Raw genomic sequence first — 21306 nt, forward strand, 5'->3', positions numbered from 1 at the left:
TCGTTTATATCGTTAATAAATATGAGGGGAGAGATTCGTTCCGGACCAAGCCGGCGTGAGTTACCCCTCTTTACCTTAGTCGGCTTCCGGGTTGGCTCCCAAAGCCCGACTTCAGACAATCTGGGGCGCTTCCGACAACTCTTGGAACGACCGCTGTCCCCTTACCTGCCTCCCATCACTTTAAAATTGGCTGGCCGCTTCTTTTTACACTGCAGACGTTGCTTTTTATGCCATTTTTAATCAAAACCCTTACTCAGGCAAGATTATCTGCTAGTCTCATTGCTGCGAGCACTTCGAAAAAATATCGTCTCGATTGGCTATTTCATTGCCTTGCGATCTGACGATTGATAGTCCAATTGCCAGTTAGGTGACATCTCACTGACTATGTAACTGGTGAAAAATGAACTCAGCTCCATTCCCGCATAACGAGAAAGAACGTCTTGCAGCACTGCAAGCGCTCGACATTCTTGACACGTCCCCCGAAGCCGAATTTGATGTATTGGTACGCATCGCATCGATGACCTGCGGAGTTCCAATCTCATTGATCAGTTTGGTCGATACCGAACGACAATGGTTTAAAGCCAACATAGGTTTACCCGGCGTGTCCGAAACACCACGCGATGTCGCATTCTGCGCGCACGCCATTCTGGGCAATGACCTGTTTGAAGTACCAGACGCGACGCAAGATAGTCGTTTCGCCGACAATCCCCTCGTCGCCGGCAACCCAGATATTCGTTTTTATGCCGGCGCACCGATTGTCTTGAGCGATGGCAATCGTGTCGGCACGCTATGCGTCATTGACCGGCAACCCCGGCAACTGGATGACAAGCAACGCGAGATTTTGCGCTGCTTGGCGCTTGCTGCAGCCGCATCGCTGGAAGGTCGACGTGCTGTGCGTCTGCTTCAACAAGCCACGCAAAATTTACAAGTCAGCGAAGATCACTTGCGCCAATTGTATGAAGCCACACCTGCCATGTTGCACTCGATCGATGCGCAAGGGAGAATGAAGGCTGTCAGCAATACATGGCTGTCTAGACTCGGGTATACCCGCGACGAAGTTCTGGGCCATTTTTCTTCAGAATACTTGACAAAAGAATCGCGTGAGTATGCGAAAAATGTGGTGTTACCCACATTTTTCAAAACAGGCCGCTGCGAAAAAATTGAGTATCAAATGGTCGCCAAAGATGGCGCAATAGTTGACGTGCTTTTGTCCGGCATTCTCGAATACGATGCAGAAGGTAAGCCCTATCATAGCCTCGCGATCATTGAAGATGTCACGCAACGCCGTATCATCGAGCGAAAGTTGGAACAGAAGCATCAACGCTTGGCGCAAATTGTTGACAGCACCAACTCGGGTACGTGGGAATGGAATGTCCAGACAGGGCAAGTTGTTTTCAACGAGCGCTGGGCTGAGATCATTGGGGAATCCTTAGCCAATCTTGCTCCTTTATCGATTCAAACATGGATTGATAACACGCACCCTGAAGACTTGAAGCGTTCTGGCGCGTTGCTTGATTTACATTTTGCAGATCAAAACGTGCGTTATGAATGCCAAGTGCGCATGCGTCACCGTGATGGGCATTGGGTCTGGGTACGTAGTCGCGGTCGCGTCATGTCCTGGGATGCCGACGGCAAACCGGAATGGATGTTTGGTACCCATGAAGATATAACGGAACGTATTACTGAGCAGCAGGCATTGCAAAAAGCAAGGGAGCGCGTGTCTCTGGCGACAGACTCTGGACATATCGGTATTTGGGATTGGGATATCGCCGCCAACACTTTAGTTTGGGATCCATGGATGTATCACTTGTACGGTGTTACTCCACGCGACGAGGTCGCGCCGTACGACCTATGGTCGCAACACGTTCATCCAGAAGACCTCAAACAGGCTGAACAGGCATTGCAGGATGGTATATCCGGCGTGAAGCCGTTCGACACAGAATTTCGTATCGTTTTGGACGACGGCAGCATTCACCACCTACACGGCACAGGACGCGTCACCCGAGATGATGCAGGACGCCCTCTGCGCATGGTTGGTGCCAATTGGGATGTCACCGAGGCGCGACGCTTGACTTCAGAATTGGCTGAGCAACACGAGCTGCTTCAAGTCACCTTGCGCTCCATTGGGGATGCCGTCATCACTACCGATGCCGAAGGTAATGTAACCTGGCTCAACCCAGTGGCAGAACGCATGACGGGATGGCTTGCCTTGGAAGGACTGGGTAGGCCGTTAAGCCAAGTTTTTCGTATCGTCAATGAAGAAACACGCAAACCGACCGAGAACCCGGTTTTAGCCTGCCTGGAGCAGGACAAGATTGTTGGTTTGGCCAACCACACCATACTGATTTCACGCAATGGTGATGAATTCGGCATCGAATATTCCGCCGCACCAATTCGCAATGCAAAAGGCGTGTTACTAGGTGAAGTGCTGGTGTTCCATGATGTCACCGAACAGCGTCGCCTTTCAAATGAAATGAGTTATCGTGCTACCCATGATGCACTCACGGGACTGACCAATCGTGCAGAGTTTGAAACGCGGCTAAGCAGAACTTTACAAAAAGCGCATGAAGACCGCAGCGAACATTTTTTGCTCTACATCGATCTCGACCAGTTCAAACTGGTGAATGATTCTTGCGGGCATGTGATCGGGGATCAGCTTTTGCAACAAGTGTCCAAGTTGCTGTCATATTCTGTGCGTGATCGCGATACCTTGGCGCGGTTAGGCGGCGATGAGTTCGCCATCATTCTGGAACATTGCACTGCCGCACCAGCACAACGGGTGGCGCAACAGATTTGCGAACGGATGTTTGATTTCCGCTTCATGCATGATGGCAAGCGGTTCCGGATCGGTACGAGTATTGGTTTGGTGCCAGTAGACAGCCGGTGGGCAACGACGGAATCCATCATGCAAGCTGCCGATACATCCTGTTATGCGGCAAAAGAAGCGGGACGTAATCGCGTGCATGCATGGTTTGACTCAGATTTGGCGATGCGGACACGGCACGGTGAAATGCAATGGACTAACCGTATCGGCAAAGCATTGGATGAAGACTTGTTCGTGCTGTTTGCCCAACGGATTACACCACTAAACGATGCACCACAAGGCGTGCATGCCGAAGTGCTGCTGCGTATGATTGATAGTGACGGCACTCTGATTCCTCCTGGTGCATTCTTGCCTGCTGCGGAACGATTTCATCTGGCGTCACGCATTGACCGGTGGGTATTCAAACGTGCCGTCGATTGGATGAAAGCGCTGCCATCTTTGGATGCGATTGAAAACATCAGCATCAATTTGTCCGGTCAATCCGTTGGTGACCGCGCATTTCATCGATGGGCAATTGAACTATTGAATGAGGCTGGTTCCAAGCTTTGTCAGAAGCTGTGCATCGAAATAACAGAAACGGCAGCCGTGACTAACCTTGCTGATGCAGCATTGTTTATCGAACAGGTACATGCAGTAGGTATCAAAGTAGCGCTTGATGACTTTGGCGCGGGCGCATCTTCTTTCGGATACTTGAAATCCTTGCCAGTCGATTTCTTGAAAATAGACGGGCAATTCATCCGCGATTTGGTAAGCGATCCGCTGGACGAGGCGTCCGTTCGTTGCTTCACGGACGTCGCCAAGGTTGTAGGCGTTAAGACTGTTGCTGAATTTGTCGAAAATCAGGAAGTCCTTGAGCGATTACGCGTGATTGGCGTTGATTATGCACAAGGATTTTTATTGCATCGACCTGCGCCGATTGACGAAATTTTGACAGCAACAATAGAGGTTAGTTAATCGTTGTTGCAAACTTCATTGGCTAAGGAATAATCTTGCAATTTCAATTGCAGACTTAATGTTACTATATCGCGATTTGTCCGCTATGGTTTGATAGCCGGACATATTAAGCGTTATATTTTTATTGTTTTTATGACTGCGAATGGGCCGACTGTTGTCGATTGTACTCGACTGCGGGCCATCCACTAAAAGTGGCTTCCTTGCCGTTCGCAGCATCCCGGCGCCGCTTCGGCTCGAGACCAAACGTCGGTCCCCCTGGGTAGCAATTTCACCGAAAAACGGCATTCGTGTCGAAAACGAAGTTGCAAAAACCGTCGAAATCGATCATTCTTGCAACCCAAGTTTGAGCTCCTGAAATCATTGGCCAACGTGGCGCCATTACGCCGAAAATGAGTGGAGCCTTAATGCCGGAAATTGACACTAGCCCTGCTGGGTCGACCTGACCAGGCTGTCACGCAGCGCCACCACCGATTGCTGCAGCTTCGGAATCTCATCCGCCGCCAGGCCGCAGACAGCGAACAGGTTCACGCCCAGCCCCTTTTCGCGCAGCAGCCGCCCGGCGTCGGTCAGGCTGACCAGCACTTGGCGCTCGTCGGCTTCCGCGCGGCGCCGCTCCAGGTAGCCCATCCCTTCCAGCTTTTTCAGGATCGGCGTCAGCGTGTTTGACTCGAGAAACAGTTTTTCGCCCAGGCTGCCGACGGTCTGGCTGTCATCTTCCCACAAAGCAATAAGCGCGATGTATTGGGTATAGGTCAGGCCCAGCGATTCGAGGATCGGGCGGTAGGCCTTGCCGAAGGCCAGGTTGGCCGAATAGACGGCGAAGCACAGGAAATTCGACAGTTTCGGCGTGTCGGGGTCGTGCGGGTCGGGACGTTTCATGGTGAGGCCTCTTTATGACAAGACTGGCTTGCAAGGCCTCCATTATACATCGAACGCGATTTAATCGCGACTGCTTTACATTGACGCATATCTCAATAGGTCCACTGCGGGGCGCGTAGACTGCGCTTGACAGCGGATAAGACCGGCACTGGAGTGCCGATAACAGGAGGTGTTGGATGCGAAAGATGGTCATCATGGCGCCGGCTGGATTTGTGTAGCGTAAGATCCAGTCCCGTATGGCGCGGCGCGCCACGACCAGCAAGAAAATGCGCGGTTTCTAGGCCGCAACAAAGCTCCCACAGGGTATCCGGTGGGAGCTTTTTTCATGTCCGTTGGCCTCTCCCACCCACGCACTCCCCCGCCGCAGTTTTCCGAAAATCCCGAAAAAAAGCGCTTGACACCACCTCTCGGATGCCTCAAGACTAAATCAGTCGCACACGATCAAATCGCAAGCTAAATAAAAACCCACCCATTTTTATAGGAATACATCATGAGCAAAATCGACAAAGTCCTGGTCACCGGCAAAACCCACAGCACTGCGAACGACGCAGGCGGCCTTTCCCGCAGCCCGGAAGGCAAGCTGAACATCAACCTGAGCGGCACCGGAGGCGCACGCGAGCACGTGTTTGCCGACATCCCCCCCACCCGACCGCCGAACAATTGTTCGCCGGCGCCTGGTCCGCCTGCTACAGCGCCGCAGTCGGCCTGGTGGCAAAGGAAAAGAATGTGGTTCTGCCTGCGAATACGGCTATCGATATCGAAGTCGACCTGGGCGTGACGGGTAATGCCTACTTCCTGCAAGCGCGAATCAATCTCGTGGCACCCGGGCTTGACCAGGAAGTGGCTTACGCAATCGCGCACGAAGCTGACCAGATTTGCCCGTACTCGAAAGCAGTTCGCGGCAACATTGGCGTGGTGCTGAAGGCAATCACCGCCTAGCTCCTAGCGTTAAGAACGGCATGGCAAGCGGCTTCGAAACCTGCTTGCCATCTTCGTACGACTGGCCATCATTGAAGCATTTCTGTAACCGATAGATCAGAGATCCGGTCCAAGCCCTTGACCTGCTTTACGATCGTGGGCATTACCTCATCATTGTGTCCGATAAGACGTGCCCGCCCTCTTCAAAGCCGATGCCCCTGACTCCTGCAATTCCCTCCTCAGTGCGCGCGAGCGTAAGTACCGTACCGATCGTCATGGCCACTGAGCAGGCCCGTGCAGCGCACGTCAGCCGACGGAATACTGCGGTCTGGACGTCGGCCACCCGAACCTGTGCGTTCGTCCCGCATTTGCTATACTCAAATGACGGTTTCAGGAGCGCGCCGATGTTTAACCATGCAATAGGAAATGGAAATGCTGCTCCGACTGTAGCAAACGGTTCGATATCGAATGCACTGGAGCGGAGCACTCGCGCTTTCAGAACGTTGAGCGCCGGCACCCGCACCTTGCTACGGGCGACCAATGAAGCGCAACTGTTGCAGGATATGTGCACTGTGATTGTCGAAACCGGCGGGTACCGGCGTGCCGGCGTGGCGTACGCCAGTGAGGACGAACAAAAATCCATGCGCTGGGTAGTCCAGGTCGGGATGAACAACGGCAAGGCGCAGCCGGTCGACGTGTCCTGGCTTAACGCCTTCGGTTTCACCTACGCCGATATTCCTGCCGGCAGGACGGCGGTGGGGACGGCCATCCGGACGCGTGCGCCCTGTGTCGGCCGCGACATCCTGAACAGCCCGCTGTATGCCGAGCCGCAGCTTGCCATCTTCCGCCAGCAGGCCCTCGACGAAGGATATGCTTCGGTTACCGCCTTTCCACTGGTCGCCGATGGCCACGTGCTTGGGGCACTGTTCATGGCGGCCGCCGAGCCGGACGCTTTCCATGAGGAAGAGGTGCGCCTGCTCGCCGACATGGCCGACGATCTAGCCTTCGGCATTACTAGCCTGCGGATCCGGGAGCTGCATCGTGCGGCGCAGGCAACGATCGAGAAGCTCGCGTTCTTCGATACAGAATCCGGACTGCCGAATCGGACCCTACAGCTGCAGGCCATAACGGCTTTCCTCAAACAAGCGCGCGCCGAAAACGTCCCGTTGTCCTTGGTTCACCTGAAAATCAGCCGGTTCGAGGAAATCAGCCATGTGCTCGGCTACCAGGCAGCAGATCAATTGATGAAGGAGATTGCTCGCCGGCTGAGCGGCTGGGCCAGCCCCGAGCGTCCGCTAGCCCGCATCGGTGAAGCGTGCTTTAGCATGATCCTGCATGGCGCCAGCATGGAAGATGCCACGGCCTTCGCGCATACGGTATTGCAGGCGCTGGATGACCCGATCGAAGTGTGCGGTGTGGCCCTCGATGCGCCGGTACATGCCAGCGTCGCCTGCGACGTGGCCGCCGCGATGGCGCCGGAAACCTTGTTCCGGCATGCCAATGCCGCCCTCTACCACGGGACACCAGTGACCGACCGTGTCAAAGTCTTTGCCAACGCGCGCGCTGCCGACTATGCCGGACGCCTCTCGCTGCTAGGTGACTTGCGGCGGGCCGTTGAGCGCAACGAGTTGCGACTGTATTGCCAGCCGAAGGTCGACATGCGTTCCGGTAAAGTTACTGGCGCGGAAGCGCTCGTACGCTGGGCACATCCCAGGCTTGGCATGGTTCTCCCCTCGCACTTCATCCAACTTGCAGAGCAAAGCGGCATGATCACGCACGTCACCAACTGGGTGCTGAACGCAGCCTTCAGTCAGCTGCGTGCCTGGCCGGTGGACGACACGCCCCAGACCTTGGCCATTAACATTTCCGCCTACGATTTCCGCAATCCAACGATCGTGCGGCAGATCGACAACCTGCTGTCCGCATGGCGCATCGATCCGGCACGGGTCCAGTTCGAACTGACGGAAAGTGCCCTGATCGACGATCCGGGAGCGACCTTGGTGGCTCTTTCGGGCCTGAAGGCACTCGGCGTCGAGTTGCTCATCGACGACTTTGGCACCGGCTATTCCAGTTTGAGCTACCTGCAGAAGTTCCCAGTCGATGGCATCAAGATCGACCAGTCCTTCGTCATGCCCATGCTTGACAGTCCGGACTCCGCAGCTATCGTGCGCTCCACCATCGAACTAGGCCATACCCTCAGCCGGCATATTGTTGCGGAAGGGGTGGAGAGCGAGGCGCTATGGGAGCGGCTTGCTGACGAAGGCTGCGATGTGGCGCAGGGGTATTTCATCGGCGAACCAATGCCTATCGAGGACTTTCCGCAGTGGCGTGCCGGCTGGGAGGCGCGGCATGTCCCGAAGATACACTGAGGCAGCCTTGCCCGGCACATCCCTGGGACCGCAATCCAGTCACGCGCCGTGGGCAAAATTATGCTAGCCAACAAGGCATTGATCGGTCGACCGCCTTCATGGATATACAACAGGAGGTGCCATGAAAACAGGAAAGATACTGGCTGGGTATCTCGCCCCGCACCCGCCCCATTTGGTTTATGCAGAGAATCCCCCGCAGAACAAGCCGCGGTCGCAGGGCGGCTGGGAGCCGCTACGGCGGGCATACGAGCGTGCCCGGGCGACCCTCGACGCGCTGAAGCCGGACGTCCTGTTAGTGCATTCGCCGCACTGGGTGACCCAGGTTGGACATCACTTTTTAGGCATCCCGACTCTTTCCGGGAAGTCGGTGGACCCCATCTTTCCCAATATTTTTCGCTATGACTATAAGTTCGATGTTGATGTAGAGCTCGCGCAAGCGTGTTGTGCCGAAGCGCGTGCGGCAGGCTTGGTCTCGAAGATGATGACCAACCCGGAGTTTCGGGTTGATTACGGCACGATTACGACGCTTCATATGATGCGACCACAATGGGACATCCCGGTTGTAGGTATTTCCGCCAATAATTCGCCCTACTACCTGGATAACGAGCAAGATCTGGACGAAATACGCAGACATTCTGGGCAAGGCCACATTACGTGCCATTCAAAAAACAGGGCGTAGGGCAGTTCTGCTTGCCTCGAATTCGCTTTGCCAAGACGTAATGGACATATCCGACAACATCTTGCCCTGCCGGCCGGGAAAGACAAACTCCGCATTGGCATCCAATGACCGGAGTAATGTGATGCAAGCAGGCGCAAGCGGCACACGATGCTCCCGCCGGCTTTTCATGCGCTCGGCTGGCACCGTCCATATGGCCGCGTCCCAGTCGATCTCAGCCCACCGGGCGCCGCGCACCTCACCCGATCGCGCCGCGGTGTAGATGGCAAATTCCAGAGCACGCGCAGCGAAGCCGTCACGTTCCCGTAATTCCTTTATGAAGATTGGTGCTTCCGCCCATGCAAGGGCGGGATGATTCACCACCGGAGCGACCTTCGAGGGATTCGCCAGAAGGTAGTCAAGGTGACCGCGCCAGCGCGCCGGATTTTCGCCACTTCGAAATTTGCTGACAGTGGCCCAGTCCATGATCGATTCGATCCGCCCGCGCAGGCGCACCGCGGTCTCGGTCTTGTCTGCCCAGATTGGCTCAAGTACTTTGACCACCATCGCTGTATCCACATCGGCCACGGACAAGGAACCGAACACTGGCGAAGCATAGGTCTCCAGTGTGGACTCCCATTGCTTGGCATGTTTGGGATTGCGCCAGGATGCGCGGTGCGCCTTGATGAAGGCCTTTGCACAGTCATCGAACGTCATCTGCCGCGCCTTGTCGGCACGGCGCACCGCGTCCAGGTGGCGTCGATCGGCGAGGGGATTATGGCCGTCCCGCAGCCTGCGGCCGAGATCCTGTGCAAGAACACGCGCCTGCGCCAGCGGCAGGTCGCGAAGTGCGCCGAGGCCCATGTGATGCCGGGTGCCGGCAAAATTAAAGCGGAGGACCCAACTTTTAGAGCCTGAAGCACTCACCTGCAGCCACAAGCCGTTGCCGTCACTGTACCAACCGCGTTTGTTGACGTTCGTTACCTTCAGTGCCGACAATTTGTTGGCGAGCCTGACCATGCGTTGCCTTGCGGCCTCGCTATCTACCTTTTGACCTATCTACCTTCCTATCTACCTTTTAACCGTGGATAGTACTGGAAGTCACAGGACGCGCTCGGACAAAAATCAAGCGAGCTGTCTATGGAGAGCAAAAAAAAAGCTCCCGTGAGGGAGCTTTTTTAACAATACTGGCGGAGACGGTGAGATTCGAACTCACGATACAGGTATAAGCCGTATGCATCCTTAGCAGGGATGTGCCTTCGGCCACTCGGCCACGTCTCCTTTCCTAATCCAGTATGCCAGATCAGGAGACCGGAATGTTACAGTTCACCAGCCGGTTTGGTCAAGTGAACCAGCAAAGTTTTTTTAAAAAAAACTTATTCGTTTTCCAATTCGAAGGCCTTGTGCAGCGCGCGCACGGCCAATTCCATGTATTTCTCGTCGATCAGCACCGAAATCTTGATTTCAGACGTAGAAATCATCAGGATGTTGATGCCCTCTTCCGACAGCGTGCGGAACATCTGCGAGGCCACGCCAACATGGCTGCGCATGCCCACGCCGACTACCGATACCTTCGACACCTTGGCGTCGCCGGCAACGCTGGCCGCACCGATTTCGGTCTTCACGCCTTCCAGCACGCCCATCGCCTTCTGGTACTCGCCGCGCGAGACGGTGAAGGTGAAGTCGGTCTTTCCTTCCACCGACTGGTTCTGGATGATCATGTCGACTTCGATGTTCGCATCAGCCACCGGTCCGAGGATGTGATACGCCACCCCTGGCTTGTCCGGCACGCCGAGGATGGTGATCTTGGCTTCGTCGCGGTTGAATGCGATGCCCGAAATGACTGCTTGTTCCATTTTTGTATCTTCCTCAAACGAGATCAGGGTGCCCGAGCGGGCTTCTTCTTCAAGCGGCATCAGGGGATCGGTCAGCGACGACAGCACGCGCGTCGGTACGCGGTAGTTGCCTGCGAATTCGACGGAGCGGCTTTGCAGGACCTTCGAGCCCAGCGACGCCAGTTCCAGCATTTCTTCGAACGTGATCGTCTTCAGGCGGCGCGCTTCTTCCACGACGCGCGGATCGGTCGTGTACACGCCGTCAACGTCGGTGTAAATCAGGCATTCGTCGGCCTTCATTGCAGCGGCGATCGCCACAGCCGAGGTGTCCGAGCCGCCGCGGCCGAGGGTCGCGATGTTGTCTTCGTCATCCACGCCCTGGAACCCGGTGATGATGACGATCTTGCCTGCATCAAGGTCGGCGCGCACTTTGGCGTCGTCGATCGACTGGATGCGCGCCTTGGTGAACGATGAATCGGTTTTGATGGCAACCTGCCAGCCAGCATAGGAAACAGCCTGTTTGCCGATGGCCAGCAGCGCCATCGCCAGCAGGCCGACGGAGACCTGCTCACCAGTCGAGGCAATCATGTCCAGTTCGCGCGGATCGGGCTGGTCCATGATCTGCTTGGCGAGGCCGATCAGGCGGTTGGTTTCGCCTGACATTGCTGATGGTACAACGACGATTTGGTAGCCAGCGTCATGCCATTTGGCGACGCGGGCTGCAACGTTCTTGATGCGATCCGTCGAGCCCATCGACGTACCGCCGTATTTGTGGACGATTAATGCCATAAGTGTGAAGAAATCCGCGCAAAAAGTGTAGAAATGAAGTTCTTTACTCTACATGTTGCGCTGCAAAATCTCAAGCCATAAGGCGCATATTCCTATAACAAACTGGAATATACATATTTCAAAACCGCACTTATTCGAACGACTGCCAGCGCAGTTTGATCCGGCCCGGACCTTGCTGGAGGTGATGGCAATCCATGCCGATGCCTGCTGCGAACAGCAGTTCGCGGCCAACCGAGACGATCGGCAGGCGTCCGCGCTCCCACGCAGGCACGTTGCATGCCTGGTAGTGGTACTTGAGTCCGCGCGTTGGCCGGTTGTGGGCTGGCTTGAGGCGTTCGCCACCCTTACGGAAATCGATCATCAATTGCTGCTCGCGTAGCCATGCCGGGTCAATGCCGTCCTCCGCCTCGTCGAAATGCAGCGATCCGCCGTAGTCGGGGAACTCAATGTGCGCTTCGCCGCTCCAACGGAACAGCTGCCCATCCTTGTAGAAGATGCCCTCGTCGTCAGGGTCGCGCATGCCTGCCAGGTCCGGCAGTTTCGGCGTTATATGCAGGCGGTCGCGGTGGCGGCGGACATGGCAGTCGGGGTGCGTTACCAGCAGTTGCGCGTCGTGGCGGGCCTCGACCAGTTGCGTGACCATTTCGGACAGCCATGCCGTCGAAGGCATGCGGAGCGCGCGCGTGTGGAACCAGTGGCGCAGCATGTTGTACGCGCGGTCCTGGCTCATCGTGCGCAGCTTTGCCACGTCGACCGAGTCGCCGTCGAGGCACTGCGCCAGGTCTTGCACGGCCAGTTCGTTCAGCAGGCGCTGGGCGGACTGCGCGTGGGCGGCGCTGCGCGCAAAGCGTTCCTGGAAGCCCGGGAAGGCCTGCGCAAGCGCCGGCATGACCTGGTGCCGCAAGGCGTTACGTGCGTAGCGTGGATGGGTGTTTGATTCGTCTTCGACGTAGCCGATGGCGTGCCCGGCGACATAGGCTTCGAGCTCGGTGCGCGAGACAGGCAGCAAGGGTCGCGCCATCACCAGGTCGGGGTTGCCGAGCAGTTCGGGCGCTGCATTGGCCGTGTCCATGCCTGACAGCCCTGCGGTCCCGGAGCCGCGCAGCAGTTGCAACAGCACGGTCTCGGCCTGGTCGTCGAGGTGGTGGGCGGTCAGCATCAGGCGTACGCCGTGTTCGCGCGCCATTTCGCCAAGTGCGGCATAGCGCAGCTTGCGCGCCGCAGCCTCAACGCCGGATTTGGTCTTTGCGAGCATGACACGGCGGGCGGTGAACTTTACGCCCAGCGTTGCGCAGGTCTGTTGGCAATGCGCCAGCCACGCATCGGCGTTCTCGCTGATGCCGTGGTGGACGTGGAATGCATGCAGGGCGATGCCGTGGTCGCGCGCGTACGCATGCGCCAGATGCAGCAGCGCCGACGAATCGAGGCCGCCGCTGTAGGCGATTGCGATGGAGGCGGGCACCACATCCGCGCGCAGCGCATCGAGCGCCCGCGCGAACGTTGCCGGGAGAGCCCGGGTCGCGATCGATCCGGTTTGTTGCCGGCTCACTCTTCTGCCGGCGTCGTTTCTTTGAATTTGCCGTAGCTCATCAGCTTCTGATGGCGGGCTTCGATCAGGTCCTTGGTTTTCATGCCATGGAACTGGCGCAGCGAATCGGCCAGCGCGCGCTTGAGCAGCACGCCCATCTGTTTCGGATCGCGGTGCGCGCCACCCAGCGGCTCGCTGACGATCTTGTCGATCAGGCCCATGGCCTTCAGGCGATGGGCGGTCAGGCCCAGCGCGTCGGCTGCGTCGGATGCGCGTTCCGAAGTTTTCCATAGGATCGAAGCGCAGCCTTCCGGCGAGATCACCGAGTAGGTCGCGTATTGCAGCATCAGTACCTGATCGCCAACGGCAATCGCCAGCGCGCCGCCGGAGCCGCCTTCGCCGATGATGGTCGCGATCAGCGGCACTTTCAGCTCAGCCATGACGTACAGGTTGTGGCCGATCGCTTCCGACTGCCCGCGCTCTTCCGCGTCGATGCCTGGGAACGCGCCCGGAGTGTCGACGAAGGTGAAGATCGGCAAGCCGAACTTCTCGGCGACCTTCATCAGGCGCATCGCCTTGCGGTAGCCTTCAGGCTTCGGCATGCCGAAGTTGCGCAGCGCGCGTTCTTTGGTGTCGCGGCCCTTCTGGTGGCCGATGACCATGCAGGCCTGGCCGTTGAAGCGCGCCAGGCCGCCGACGATCGACAGGTCGTCCGCATAGGAGCGGTCGCCGTGCAGTTCGTGGAAGTCGGTGAAGATCTCGTTCACATAGTCCATCGTGTACGGACGTTGCGGGTGACGGGCGATCTGCGAGACTTGCCACGGCGTGAGCTTGGCGTAGATGTCTTTGGTCAGTTGCTGGCTCTTCTTGGCGAGGCGGTCGATTTCTTCAGAGATGTCGACGGCCGAGTCGTCCTGGACGAAGCGCAGCTCTTCAATCTTGGAATCCAGCTCTGCGATTGGCTGTTCAAAATTGAGGAAAGTTGTTTTAGTCATTATTACTCCGAGTTATTTCAAGGCCGACGCCGTACAGCTCGGGCGGCCGATTATTTCGCTATTCTACCGGAACCGGGTCCAGACTACGCCATAAATACCACGTAGCAACTGTCCGCCATGGTTCCCAATTGGCCGAAACCTCACGCGCGTCGCTACGCGAAACCGGTTCACCCGAGAAATAGTTCTGGCTGATGCCCTGGATCAGGCCCGGGTCATCGAGCGGCATGACGTTCGGCCGCAGCAGATTAAATATCAGGAACATCTCCGCGGTCCAGCGCCCGATGCCGCGGATCTGGACCAGTTCGGCGATGACAGCCTCGTCTTCCATCTGGTCCCACTGGTTGGCATGGACGCGCTTGGCCTTGAAATGGTCGGCCAGGTCGAGGATGTATTCGGTCTTACGCTTGGACAAGCCACAGGCCGACAGCTGCTCGGCGCCGGCCTTGATGACTTGCGCGGGGGTAATCTTCGGGCAGACGATCATCAGCTTGTTCCATGCAGTATCGGCGGCACGGGCTGTCACCTGCTGGCCGACAACAGATCGGGCCAGCGTGGTGAACGGATCGCCATGGCCGACCAGGTGCAGGTCGCCGAACTGGGGAATCAGCTTCTTCATGATGCGGTCGCGCTTCATGAGTTCGGCTTTCGCTTCCTCCCAGTACGGCGGCACCTCGAGAATCAGCGAGGTCGAGCCCGCCGTGTCCTTGTATAGCGCCATCATGCGCGGCGCCAGTTGGTCGTACCGTCCGGTTTGTCTTCCAGGACGATGCCGGCCGCCAGCAGCTCAGTGCGGATCTTGTCGGATTCGGCGAAGTTGCGGGTTTTCTTGGCGGCGGCGCGCTGCTCGATCAATCCGGCAATCGCGGTTTCGCCCAGGCCATCCTCTTCCGCAACGCAAGCCTGCAGGAACTGCTGCGCGGTACGGCCAAGCAGGCCGATGACGCCGGCAAGCGCCTTGAACTGGCGTGCGTGCGCCAGCGATTTGGTCTTGTTAACTTCCGACGCCAGGTCGAACAACGCCGCCACCGCGAGCGGCGTATTGAAGTCATCGTCCATCGCTTCGCGGAAGCGGACGGCATGCGCCTCGTCCCAGTCGACGCTGCATTCGCCCGAACCGATATCGACATCGGACAGCGCGGTGTACAGGCGCGTCAGCGCCATGCGCGCGTCGTCCAGGTGGGCGTCGGAATAGTTAAGCGGGCTGCGGTAATGCGCGCGCAGGATAAAGAAACGCACCACTTCGGCATCGTACTTTTTCAGCACATCGCGGATCGTGAAGAAGTTACCAAGCGACTTGGACATCTTCTCGTTATCGACGCGGACAAAGCCGTTATGGATCCAGTAATTGGTCATCGGCTGGCCGAACGCGCCTTCCGACTGGGCGATCTCGTTTTCGTGGTGCGGGAATTGCAGGTCCGCGCCGCCGCCATGGATGTCGAAATGCTGGCCGAGCGTCGCGCACGACATCGCCGAGCATTCGATATGCCAGCCGGGACGGCCGCTCCCCCATTTGGATGGCCACTTGACTTCGTCCGGTTCGGATTCCTTCGACGACTTCCACAAGACGAAATCGAGCGGATCGCGCTTGCCGGTGTTGACGTCGACGCGTTCGCCGGCGCGCAGGTCGTCGAGCGATTTACCGGACAGCTTGCCGTAGCCAGGGAAATTACGGACGGCGTAATTCACGTCGCCGTCTTCGCCCTGGTAAGCCAGGCCTTTTTGTTCGAGCAGTTCGATAATGCCCAGCATCTGCGGGACATATTCGGTGGCGTGCGGGACCACGTCCGGCGGCAGGATGCCCAGCGCGGCCGTGTCTTCGTCCATGAATTTTTCAAAGCGCGAGGTCAGCTGCGAAATCGTTTCGCCGTTTTCCACCGCGCGCTTGATGATCTTGTCGTCGATGTCCGTGATGTTACGGACGTACTTGACCGCGTACCCGGACGCCTTGAGCCAGCGATAAATCACGTCGAACGCCATCATCATCCGCGCATGGCCGACGTGGCAGTAGTCATAGACCGTCATGCCGCATACGTACATGTTGGCCTTGCCGGCCTCGATCGGGATGAAAACCTGCTTGTCACGCGCCAGCGTGTTATAGATCTTTAATTGGCTCATCGGACTTTGCTTTTATCGTGCTGTTTGGCGAGAGTTTTCGACCTTCGGGCAATAACGAAACCGGGCGCAGACACCGCTTGGGCGTGCGCCGGTAAAAACGTGGCTTGCATCGAGATCGTCAGTACCCTCTGTATTGTTCTTCTTGATAGAATGGGACGTTCTGCGCAAAGTATAGCATTGATAAAATACCGACTGGCCGCAACCGGGGCAGGTTTATTTTCCGTGAAAGCCTTGACAGCCGACACCCGCCACTGCAACCACAACCTCCACTGAAGGAAAATATCATGAAAAAATATCAGGTGTCCCTCTCTGCAGTGCTTGCAAAATTCGTGACTTTTTTCGCCGGCATGGCCCTGAGCGGCGCAGTCCTGGCGAGCGCGGCGCCACAGGTCTCGCTGAAGACCAGCATGGGCGAAATCGTGCTTGAGCTGGATCAGGAAAAAGCGCCCAAGACAGTTGCCAATTTCCTCGGCTACGTCAAGAGCGGGTTTTACAATGGAACCGTGTTCCACCGGGTTATCGACGGATTCATGGTCCAGGGCGGCGGGTTCGACGCCAAGATGCAGCCCAAGCGCACCGGAAAGGCGATCACGAGCGAATCGAAAAACGGACTGAAGAACCTCCAATACTCGGTCGCGATGGCACGCTCGGAAAATCCGAATTCAGCGACCTCCCAGTTCTTCATTAATGTGATCGATAATCCGTCCCTGGACTACCCGGCCCAGGATGGGCACGGCTACACAGTGTTCGGCAAGGTGATAAAGGGCCAGGAAGTCGTCCAGAAGATGAAGGGCGTGCTGGTCGACCGCGCCATCGGATTCGACGACGTGCCGGTGACGCCGATCGTCGTCAAGTCGGCAAAGATCATCAAGCAGTAAAATAGCGCCTCAGCGCATCATCGAATAATAAATTCAACTCACAGGAAAAATATCATGGCCGTACTGATCAAGACCAACATGGGCAACATCACCGTCGAACTCGACGCGGAAAAAGCACCGAAATCGGTTGCCAACTTCCTCGACTACGCCAACAAGGGCCACTACAACAACACGATCTTCCACCGCGTGATCGGCAACTTCATGATCCAGGGCGGCGGTTTCGAGCCAGGCATGAAGCAGAAGCCGGCCGACCAGACCGTCGAGAACGAAGCCAAGAACGGCCTTAAAAACGAAAACTACACGCTGGCGATGGCACGCACCTCCGACCCGCACTCGGCATCGGCGCAGTTCTTCATCAACGTCACCAACAACAGCTTCCTCGACTATCCAGGCCAGGACGGCTGGGGTTACGCCGTGTTCGGCAAAGTCACCGAAGGGACCGACGTGGTTGACCAGATCAAGAAGGTCAAGACCAGCCGCAGCGGCATGTTCTCGGACGTGCCGGTCGAGCCAGTCATCATCGAAAGCGTCGAAGTCATCTAAATGACTTACGGGCATTTGAATCAGGTATCGTCGCGATGACATTGCCCCGCACGCTTGCGCTGCTCATCTCGGACCTGCACCTGCAGCCCTCGCACCCTCACAACGCCGAAGCGTTCCACCGCTTTTTGGCCGAGCGTGCGATGGGCTCGCAAGCCCTGTACCTGCTCGGCGACCTGTTCGAGTACTGGGCCGGCGACGACGACCTCGGCGCCCCCTTCCACCAATCGATCATCAAAGGCCTGCGCGCGGTCAGCGACGCTGGCGTAGCCGTGTATTGGATAGCGGGTAACCGCGACTTCCTGGTTGGCCAGGCGTTTGCCGAAGCCTCCGGGCTCACCCTGCTGCCCGAGCCGCACGTGACCGAGATCGGCGGCCAGCGCATCACGCTGGTGCACGGCGACGCGGAATGCACGGCCGACACCAGGTATATGGAATTCCGCGCCCAGGTACGGCACCCGGCCTGGCAGCAGCAGTTCCTTGCGATGCCGCTGGCGCAGCGCAAGGCCATCATCGCCGGCCTGCGCGAAGGCAGCCGCGAAGCGCAGGGCGCCAAGTCCTACGAGATCATGGATGTCACGCCCGCTGCGGTGAGCGAGCTGTTTGAACGCACCGGCAGCGACATCGTCATCCACGGCCACACCCACCGCCCCGCCCTGCACCAGCATGGCGACCGCCGCCGCTTCGTGCTTCCCGACTGGGAAGTCGACGCCGAACCACCGCGCGGCGGCTGGATCTCCATCGATAGTGAAGGCGCCATTACGCGCCATGGACTGGACGGCCGGCCGCTGGACTGACAAAGTCTGGTAGGTCGGATGCGCTTTGCTTATCCGACCTACATTTTTCTCGTCGCTGTTCAAAATTAAGTTGACAACGTTTTTTCTGGTGTTATAGTTCACTACAACACCACTTTAACACAACACCACAGCACTGGAGGAATCATGCCTCACCAAGCTGCAAACCCAAGGAGGGTCGACAATGACAATCGGCTGGAATGACAACACACCCATTTACCGCCAGCTCAAGGAGCGGGTCGTCAGCATGATGCTTGACGGCGTACTCAAGGCTGGCGACGCCCTGCCCTCGGTGCGGCAGATTGCCGCGGAATACCAGCTCAACCCAATCACCGTTTCAAAGGCATACCAGGAACTGGTGGACGATAACTTAGTAGAAAAAAGAAGGGGAATTGGCATGTATGTAACCGAAGGAGCAAGTGAAAAACTGCTGGCCAGCGAACGTGAACGCTTCCTGAGCGAAGAATGGCCAGCCATGGTCGAGCGCATCCGCCGCCTTGGCCTCAGCCTCGACCAGCTGCTCCGTCCCACAGCTCCCGGAGGTGCGGCATGAACGCCGTAATGTCCGCACGCGGCATGACCAAGCGTTACGGCAAGCGGGTGGCGGTTGACGACATCAGCTTCGACATCCCGGCCGGCCGCATCGTCGGCCTGATCGGCCCGAACGGCTCCGGCAAAACCACGACCTTGAAAGCGGCCCTCGGCCTGATTCCGTTCGAAGGCCAGCTGTCGGTACTCGGCCTCGACCCGCGCACCCAGCGCGATGAACTGATGCAGGATGTGTGCTTCATCGCCGACGTGGCGATCCTGCCGCGGTGGCTGCGTGTCCGTGAAGCGATCGACTTTGTCGAAGGCGTGCACCCGCGCTTCAACCGCGAGAAGGCCGAACGCTACATCGCCAGCACCAAGCTGACGCCCGACATGAAGGTCAAGTCGATGTCCAAGGGGATGATCGTCCAGCTGCACCTCGCGCTGGTGATGGCAATCGACGCCAAGCTGCTGGTGCTGGACGAGCCGACCCTTGGCCTCGACATCATGTACCGCAAGCAGTTCTACCAGAACCTGCTGGAGGATTACTTCGATGAGCACAAGACCATCGTCATCACGACGCACCAGGTCGAAGAAGTCGAACATATCCTGACAGACCTGATGTTCATCCGCGAAGGCAAGATCGTTCTTGCGGCGTCGATGGACGAAGTCGGCGAGCGCTATACCGAAGTGATGGTCCCGGGCGACAAGGTCAACGCAGCGAACGCGCTGCAGCCAATCGACCAGCGCACTGTGTTCGGCAAGTCGGTGATGCTGTTCGACGGCGTACCGCGTCACCAGCTCGCCGCCCTCGGTGAAACCCGTAACCCAAGCGTCGCCGACCTGTTCGTAGCGACCATGAAAGGAAGCTACGCATGAAAACGATGAAATGGCTGGTCCAGCGCGAGTTCTGGGAACATAAGGGCGCGATCTTCTGGGCGCCGATCGTGGTGGCCAGCGCGATCGTGGTGTTCATCGGGGGCGCCGTCATGTACGCCATCGGCTCGGGCAAGTTCGGCGGCGACTCGATAACGATCAATGGGCGTCACGCCGACATGACGATGGCCTTCCATACGCTGTCCGCGCAGGACCAGCAGATGTTCGTCAACGCGATGTCGAGCGGTTACATGGCGGCAGCGGGACCGTTGTACATCATGCTGAGCGTAATCGTCTTCTTCTACTGCCTGAGCGCGATGTTCGAAGAACGCCGCGACCGCAGCATCCTGTTCTGGAAATCGCTGCCAGTGTCGGACCAGCAGACCGTGCTGTCGAAAGTGGCGACCGCCCTGATCGTCGCGCCGCTGATCACGATTGGCGTGGCCAGCTTCGCATCGGTGCTGATCCTCCTGATTACCTGCGCCGCGCTGGGCTTCAACGGCGTCAACCTGTTCGGCGCGGTGCTGACGTCGCCGCAGGTCTACCTTGGGCCGCTGCAGATCGTCGGGATGCTGCCGGTGTATGCACTGTGGGCGCTGCCGACGGTCGGCTGGCTGCTGATGGTGTCGGCGTGGGCGAAATCGAAGGTTTTTCTGTGGGCGGTCGGCACCCCGGTCATCGCGATCATCATCGTCAAGTGGGCTGAGAAGCTGCTTGGTACGGGGATGAATGCGGACTGGTTCATCCAGAACGTCGTCGCCCGCGGCCTGCTTGGCCTGCTGCCTGGCGCATGGTTCGGTTTCGAACAGGTAAAACCTGAGCTGCTGACCGCTGGCCGCATGATGGACTTCGGTAACCTGTTCGCACAGTCGTGGATGACACTGGCCGGACCGAGCGTCTGGATCGGCGCGATTGCCGGCGGCCTGATGATCTTCGCAGCGATGCGCCTGCGCCGCTGGAAGGACGAAGGCTAAGCCTCGATTATGTAGAAACGCCCCGCGCATTACTGAACTGACCCCGTAAAGTTGGACGGTTAGTTTAATGAGCGGCCAAGGGCTGGGTTCTGTATTGCACAGGACTCAGCCCTTTTAGTTTCATCTTGATGCGGTCGTAATTGTAATAGCGAATGTACTTCTTGATGCCGGCTTGTAGCTCGTCCACGCTGCTGAATTTGTTTAGATGGAAGAACTCCGATTTGAGCACGGCGAAGAAGCTTTCCATGGCGGCGTTGTCGAGACAGTTTCCTTTGCGCGACATGCTCTGCACGACGCTCTTTTCGCGCAACGCGCGCTGGTAGGCTGGCATTCGGTAATGCCACCCTTGATCCGAATGCAGAATGGGCGTCTCCCCGGGTTTAAGCTTCTTTAACGCCTTCTTCAACATGATGCCTACCAAAGCGAACTCCGGACGCTTTGCCATCTCGAACGCAATGATTTCCCCGTTGTACAAATCCATTACCGGAGACAGATAAAGCTTCGCGCCGGACACGTTGAACTCCGTCACGTCGGTCACCCATTTTTGATTGGCGCCGATGGCGTCGAACTTTCGCTTCAGAATGTGAGGAGCTGCATGGCCGACTTCCCCCTTGTACGAGCGATACTTCTTTGGCCGCACCAGCGACTTGAGGCCGAGCTTGCCCATCAGGCCTTGAACGGTCTTGTGGTTGATCTTTTTCCCCAATTGCCGAATCGCCGCAGTGATTCGACGATAGCCATACCGCCCCTTGTGGTGTGCGTAGATCTCGCCAATCTGCTTCTTCAAGCCTGCATGTTTGTCGCATGCCTGGGCGGCCTTCTGTTGATAGTAGAAGGTGCTGCGCGCGATGCCAG

At 57.6% G+C, this 21306-nt stretch carries 17 protein-coding genes, 1 tRNA gene and 1 pseudogene; 10 read left to right on the forward strand and 9 right to left on the reverse strand.

Going from position 1 to position 21306, the window contains the following annotated elements; translation table 11 throughout:
• Positions 1-400 precede the first annotated feature (400 nt).
• Positions 401-3778: an EAL domain-containing protein gene (locus HHL21_RS07900; protein WP_169464700.1), complete on the forward strand. Its 3378-nt coding sequence runs from the start codon at positions 401-403 to the stop codon at positions 3776-3778.
• A 420-nt stretch (positions 3779-4198) separates the two neighbouring features.
• Here HHL21_RS07900 and HHL21_RS07905 read toward each other — a convergent pair whose 3' ends face one another.
• Positions 4199-4657 carry a MarR family winged helix-turn-helix transcriptional regulator gene (locus HHL21_RS07905; RefSeq protein WP_169464701.1) on the reverse strand — a complete coding sequence of 153 codons (459 nt, stop codon included), beginning with the start codon at positions 4655-4657 and terminating at the stop codon, positions 4199-4201.
• Between the two features lie 660 nt (positions 4658-5317).
• Between HHL21_RS07905 and HHL21_RS22120 the strand changes: the two genes are divergently transcribed.
• The 3 genes and pseudogenes from HHL21_RS22120 to HHL21_RS07920 form a co-directional block, all read left to right on the forward strand.
• Complete coding sequence (locus HHL21_RS22120) at positions 5318-5596, forward strand: OsmC family protein (RefSeq protein WP_370659683.1); 279 nt, start codon at positions 5318-5320, stop codon at positions 5594-5596.
• Positions 5597-5979: 383 nt separating this feature from the next.
• The gene (locus HHL21_RS07915; protein WP_169464702.1) at positions 5980-7944 is read left to right on the forward strand and encodes a putative bifunctional diguanylate cyclase/phosphodiesterase; all 1965 of its coding nucleotides are present in this window, start codon (positions 5980-5982) and stop codon (positions 7942-7944) included.
• A gap of 121 nt (positions 7945-8065) precedes the next feature.
• Positions 8066-8651, forward strand: a pseudogene (locus HHL21_RS07920) (DODA-type extradiol aromatic ring-opening family dioxygenase); the annotation flags it as partial.
• Here HHL21_RS07920 and HHL21_RS07925 read toward each other — a convergent pair.
• The 7 genes from HHL21_RS07925 to cysS form a co-directional block, all read right to left on the reverse strand.
• Positions 8606-9619 (reverse strand): tyrosine-type recombinase/integrase, encoded by a 1014-nt coding sequence (locus HHL21_RS07925; protein ID WP_169464703.1) that lies wholly within the window; start codon positions 9617-9619, stop codon positions 8606-8608. The pseudogene HHL21_RS07920 and the gene HHL21_RS07925 sit on opposite strands and share 46 nt — an antisense overlap.
• A gap of 168 nt (positions 9620-9787) precedes the next feature.
• Positions 9788-9880 (reverse strand) — tRNA-Ser (locus HHL21_RS07930).
• A gap of 95 nt (positions 9881-9975) precedes the next feature.
• Positions 9976-11223 carry an aspartate kinase gene (locus tag HHL21_RS07935; RefSeq protein WP_169464704.1) on the reverse strand — a complete coding sequence of 416 codons (1248 nt, stop codon included), beginning with the start codon at positions 11221-11223 and terminating at the stop codon, positions 9976-9978.
• A 130-nt stretch (positions 11224-11353) separates the two neighbouring features.
• A complete protein-coding gene (gene tilS / locus HHL21_RS07940) occupies positions 11354-12772 on the reverse strand; it encodes a tRNA lysidine(34) synthetase TilS (RefSeq protein ID WP_370659684.1) in 1419 nt (472 codons plus the stop codon).
• Positions 12769-13746: an acetyl-CoA carboxylase carboxyltransferase subunit alpha gene (locus tag HHL21_RS07945; RefSeq protein WP_169464705.1), complete on the reverse strand. Its 978-nt coding sequence runs from the start codon at positions 13744-13746 to the stop codon at positions 12769-12771. The genes tilS and HHL21_RS07945 overlap by 4 nt, the downstream gene beginning before the upstream one ends.
• Positions 13747-13804: 58 nt before the next feature.
• On the reverse strand, positions 13805-14464 hold the full coding sequence (locus tag HHL21_RS07950; protein ID WP_169464738.1) for a DNA-3-methyladenine glycosylase family protein: 660 nt from the start codon (positions 14462-14464) through the stop codon (positions 13805-13807).
• On the reverse strand, positions 14464-15861 hold the full coding sequence (gene cysS, locus HHL21_RS07955) for a cysteine--tRNA ligase (RefSeq protein ID WP_169464706.1): 1398 nt from the start codon (positions 15859-15861) through the stop codon (positions 14464-14466). Before cysS ends, HHL21_RS07950 begins: the two co-directional genes overlap by 1 nt.
• Before the next feature lie 284 nt (positions 15862-16145).
• Here cysS and HHL21_RS07960 point away from each other — a divergent pair, with 284 nt between their 5' ends.
• The 6 genes from HHL21_RS07960 (at position 16146) to HHL21_RS07985 (ending at position 20451) form a co-directional block, all read left to right on the forward strand.
• A complete protein-coding gene (locus HHL21_RS07960; RefSeq protein ID WP_169464707.1) occupies positions 16146-16739 on the forward strand; it encodes a peptidylprolyl isomerase in 594 nt (197 codons plus the stop codon).
• Positions 16740-16793: 54 nt separating this feature from the next.
• Positions 16794-17282, forward strand: a complete 489-nt coding sequence (locus HHL21_RS07965; protein ID WP_169464708.1) for a peptidylprolyl isomerase — start codon at positions 16794-16796, stop codon at positions 17280-17282.
• Positions 17283-17317: 35 nt separating this feature from the next.
• Positions 17318-18076 (forward strand): UDP-2,3-diacylglucosamine diphosphatase, encoded by a 759-nt coding sequence (locus tag HHL21_RS07970; RefSeq protein WP_169464709.1) that lies wholly within the window; start codon positions 17318-17320, stop codon positions 18074-18076.
• Between the two features lie 181 nt (positions 18077-18257).
• On the forward strand, positions 18258-18626 hold the full coding sequence (locus HHL21_RS07975) for a GntR family transcriptional regulator (RefSeq protein WP_169464710.1): 369 nt from the start codon (positions 18258-18260) through the stop codon (positions 18624-18626).
• Positions 18623-19480, forward strand: a complete 858-nt coding sequence (locus HHL21_RS07980) for an ABC transporter ATP-binding protein (protein WP_169464711.1) — start codon at positions 18623-18625, stop codon at positions 19478-19480. The genes HHL21_RS07975 and HHL21_RS07980 overlap by 4 nt, the downstream gene beginning before the upstream one ends.
• A complete protein-coding gene (locus HHL21_RS07985) occupies positions 19477-20451 on the forward strand; it encodes a hypothetical protein (protein ID WP_169464712.1) in 975 nt (324 codons plus the stop codon). The genes HHL21_RS07980 and HHL21_RS07985 overlap by 4 nt, the downstream gene beginning before the upstream one ends.
• Positions 20452-20515: 64 nt before the next feature.
• Here the strand turns inward: HHL21_RS07985 and HHL21_RS07990 are convergent.
• Positions 20516-21306, reverse strand: a 791-nt coding sequence (locus tag HHL21_RS07990) for an IS3 family transposase (protein ID WP_169464713.1), incomplete at its 5' end; no start/stop codon positions are given.

It is taken from the genome of Massilia polaris (genome assembly GCF_012927275.1).
GTDB classification, from domain to species: Bacteria; Pseudomonadota; Gammaproteobacteria; order Burkholderiales; family Burkholderiaceae_D; genus Telluria_A; species Telluria_A polaris.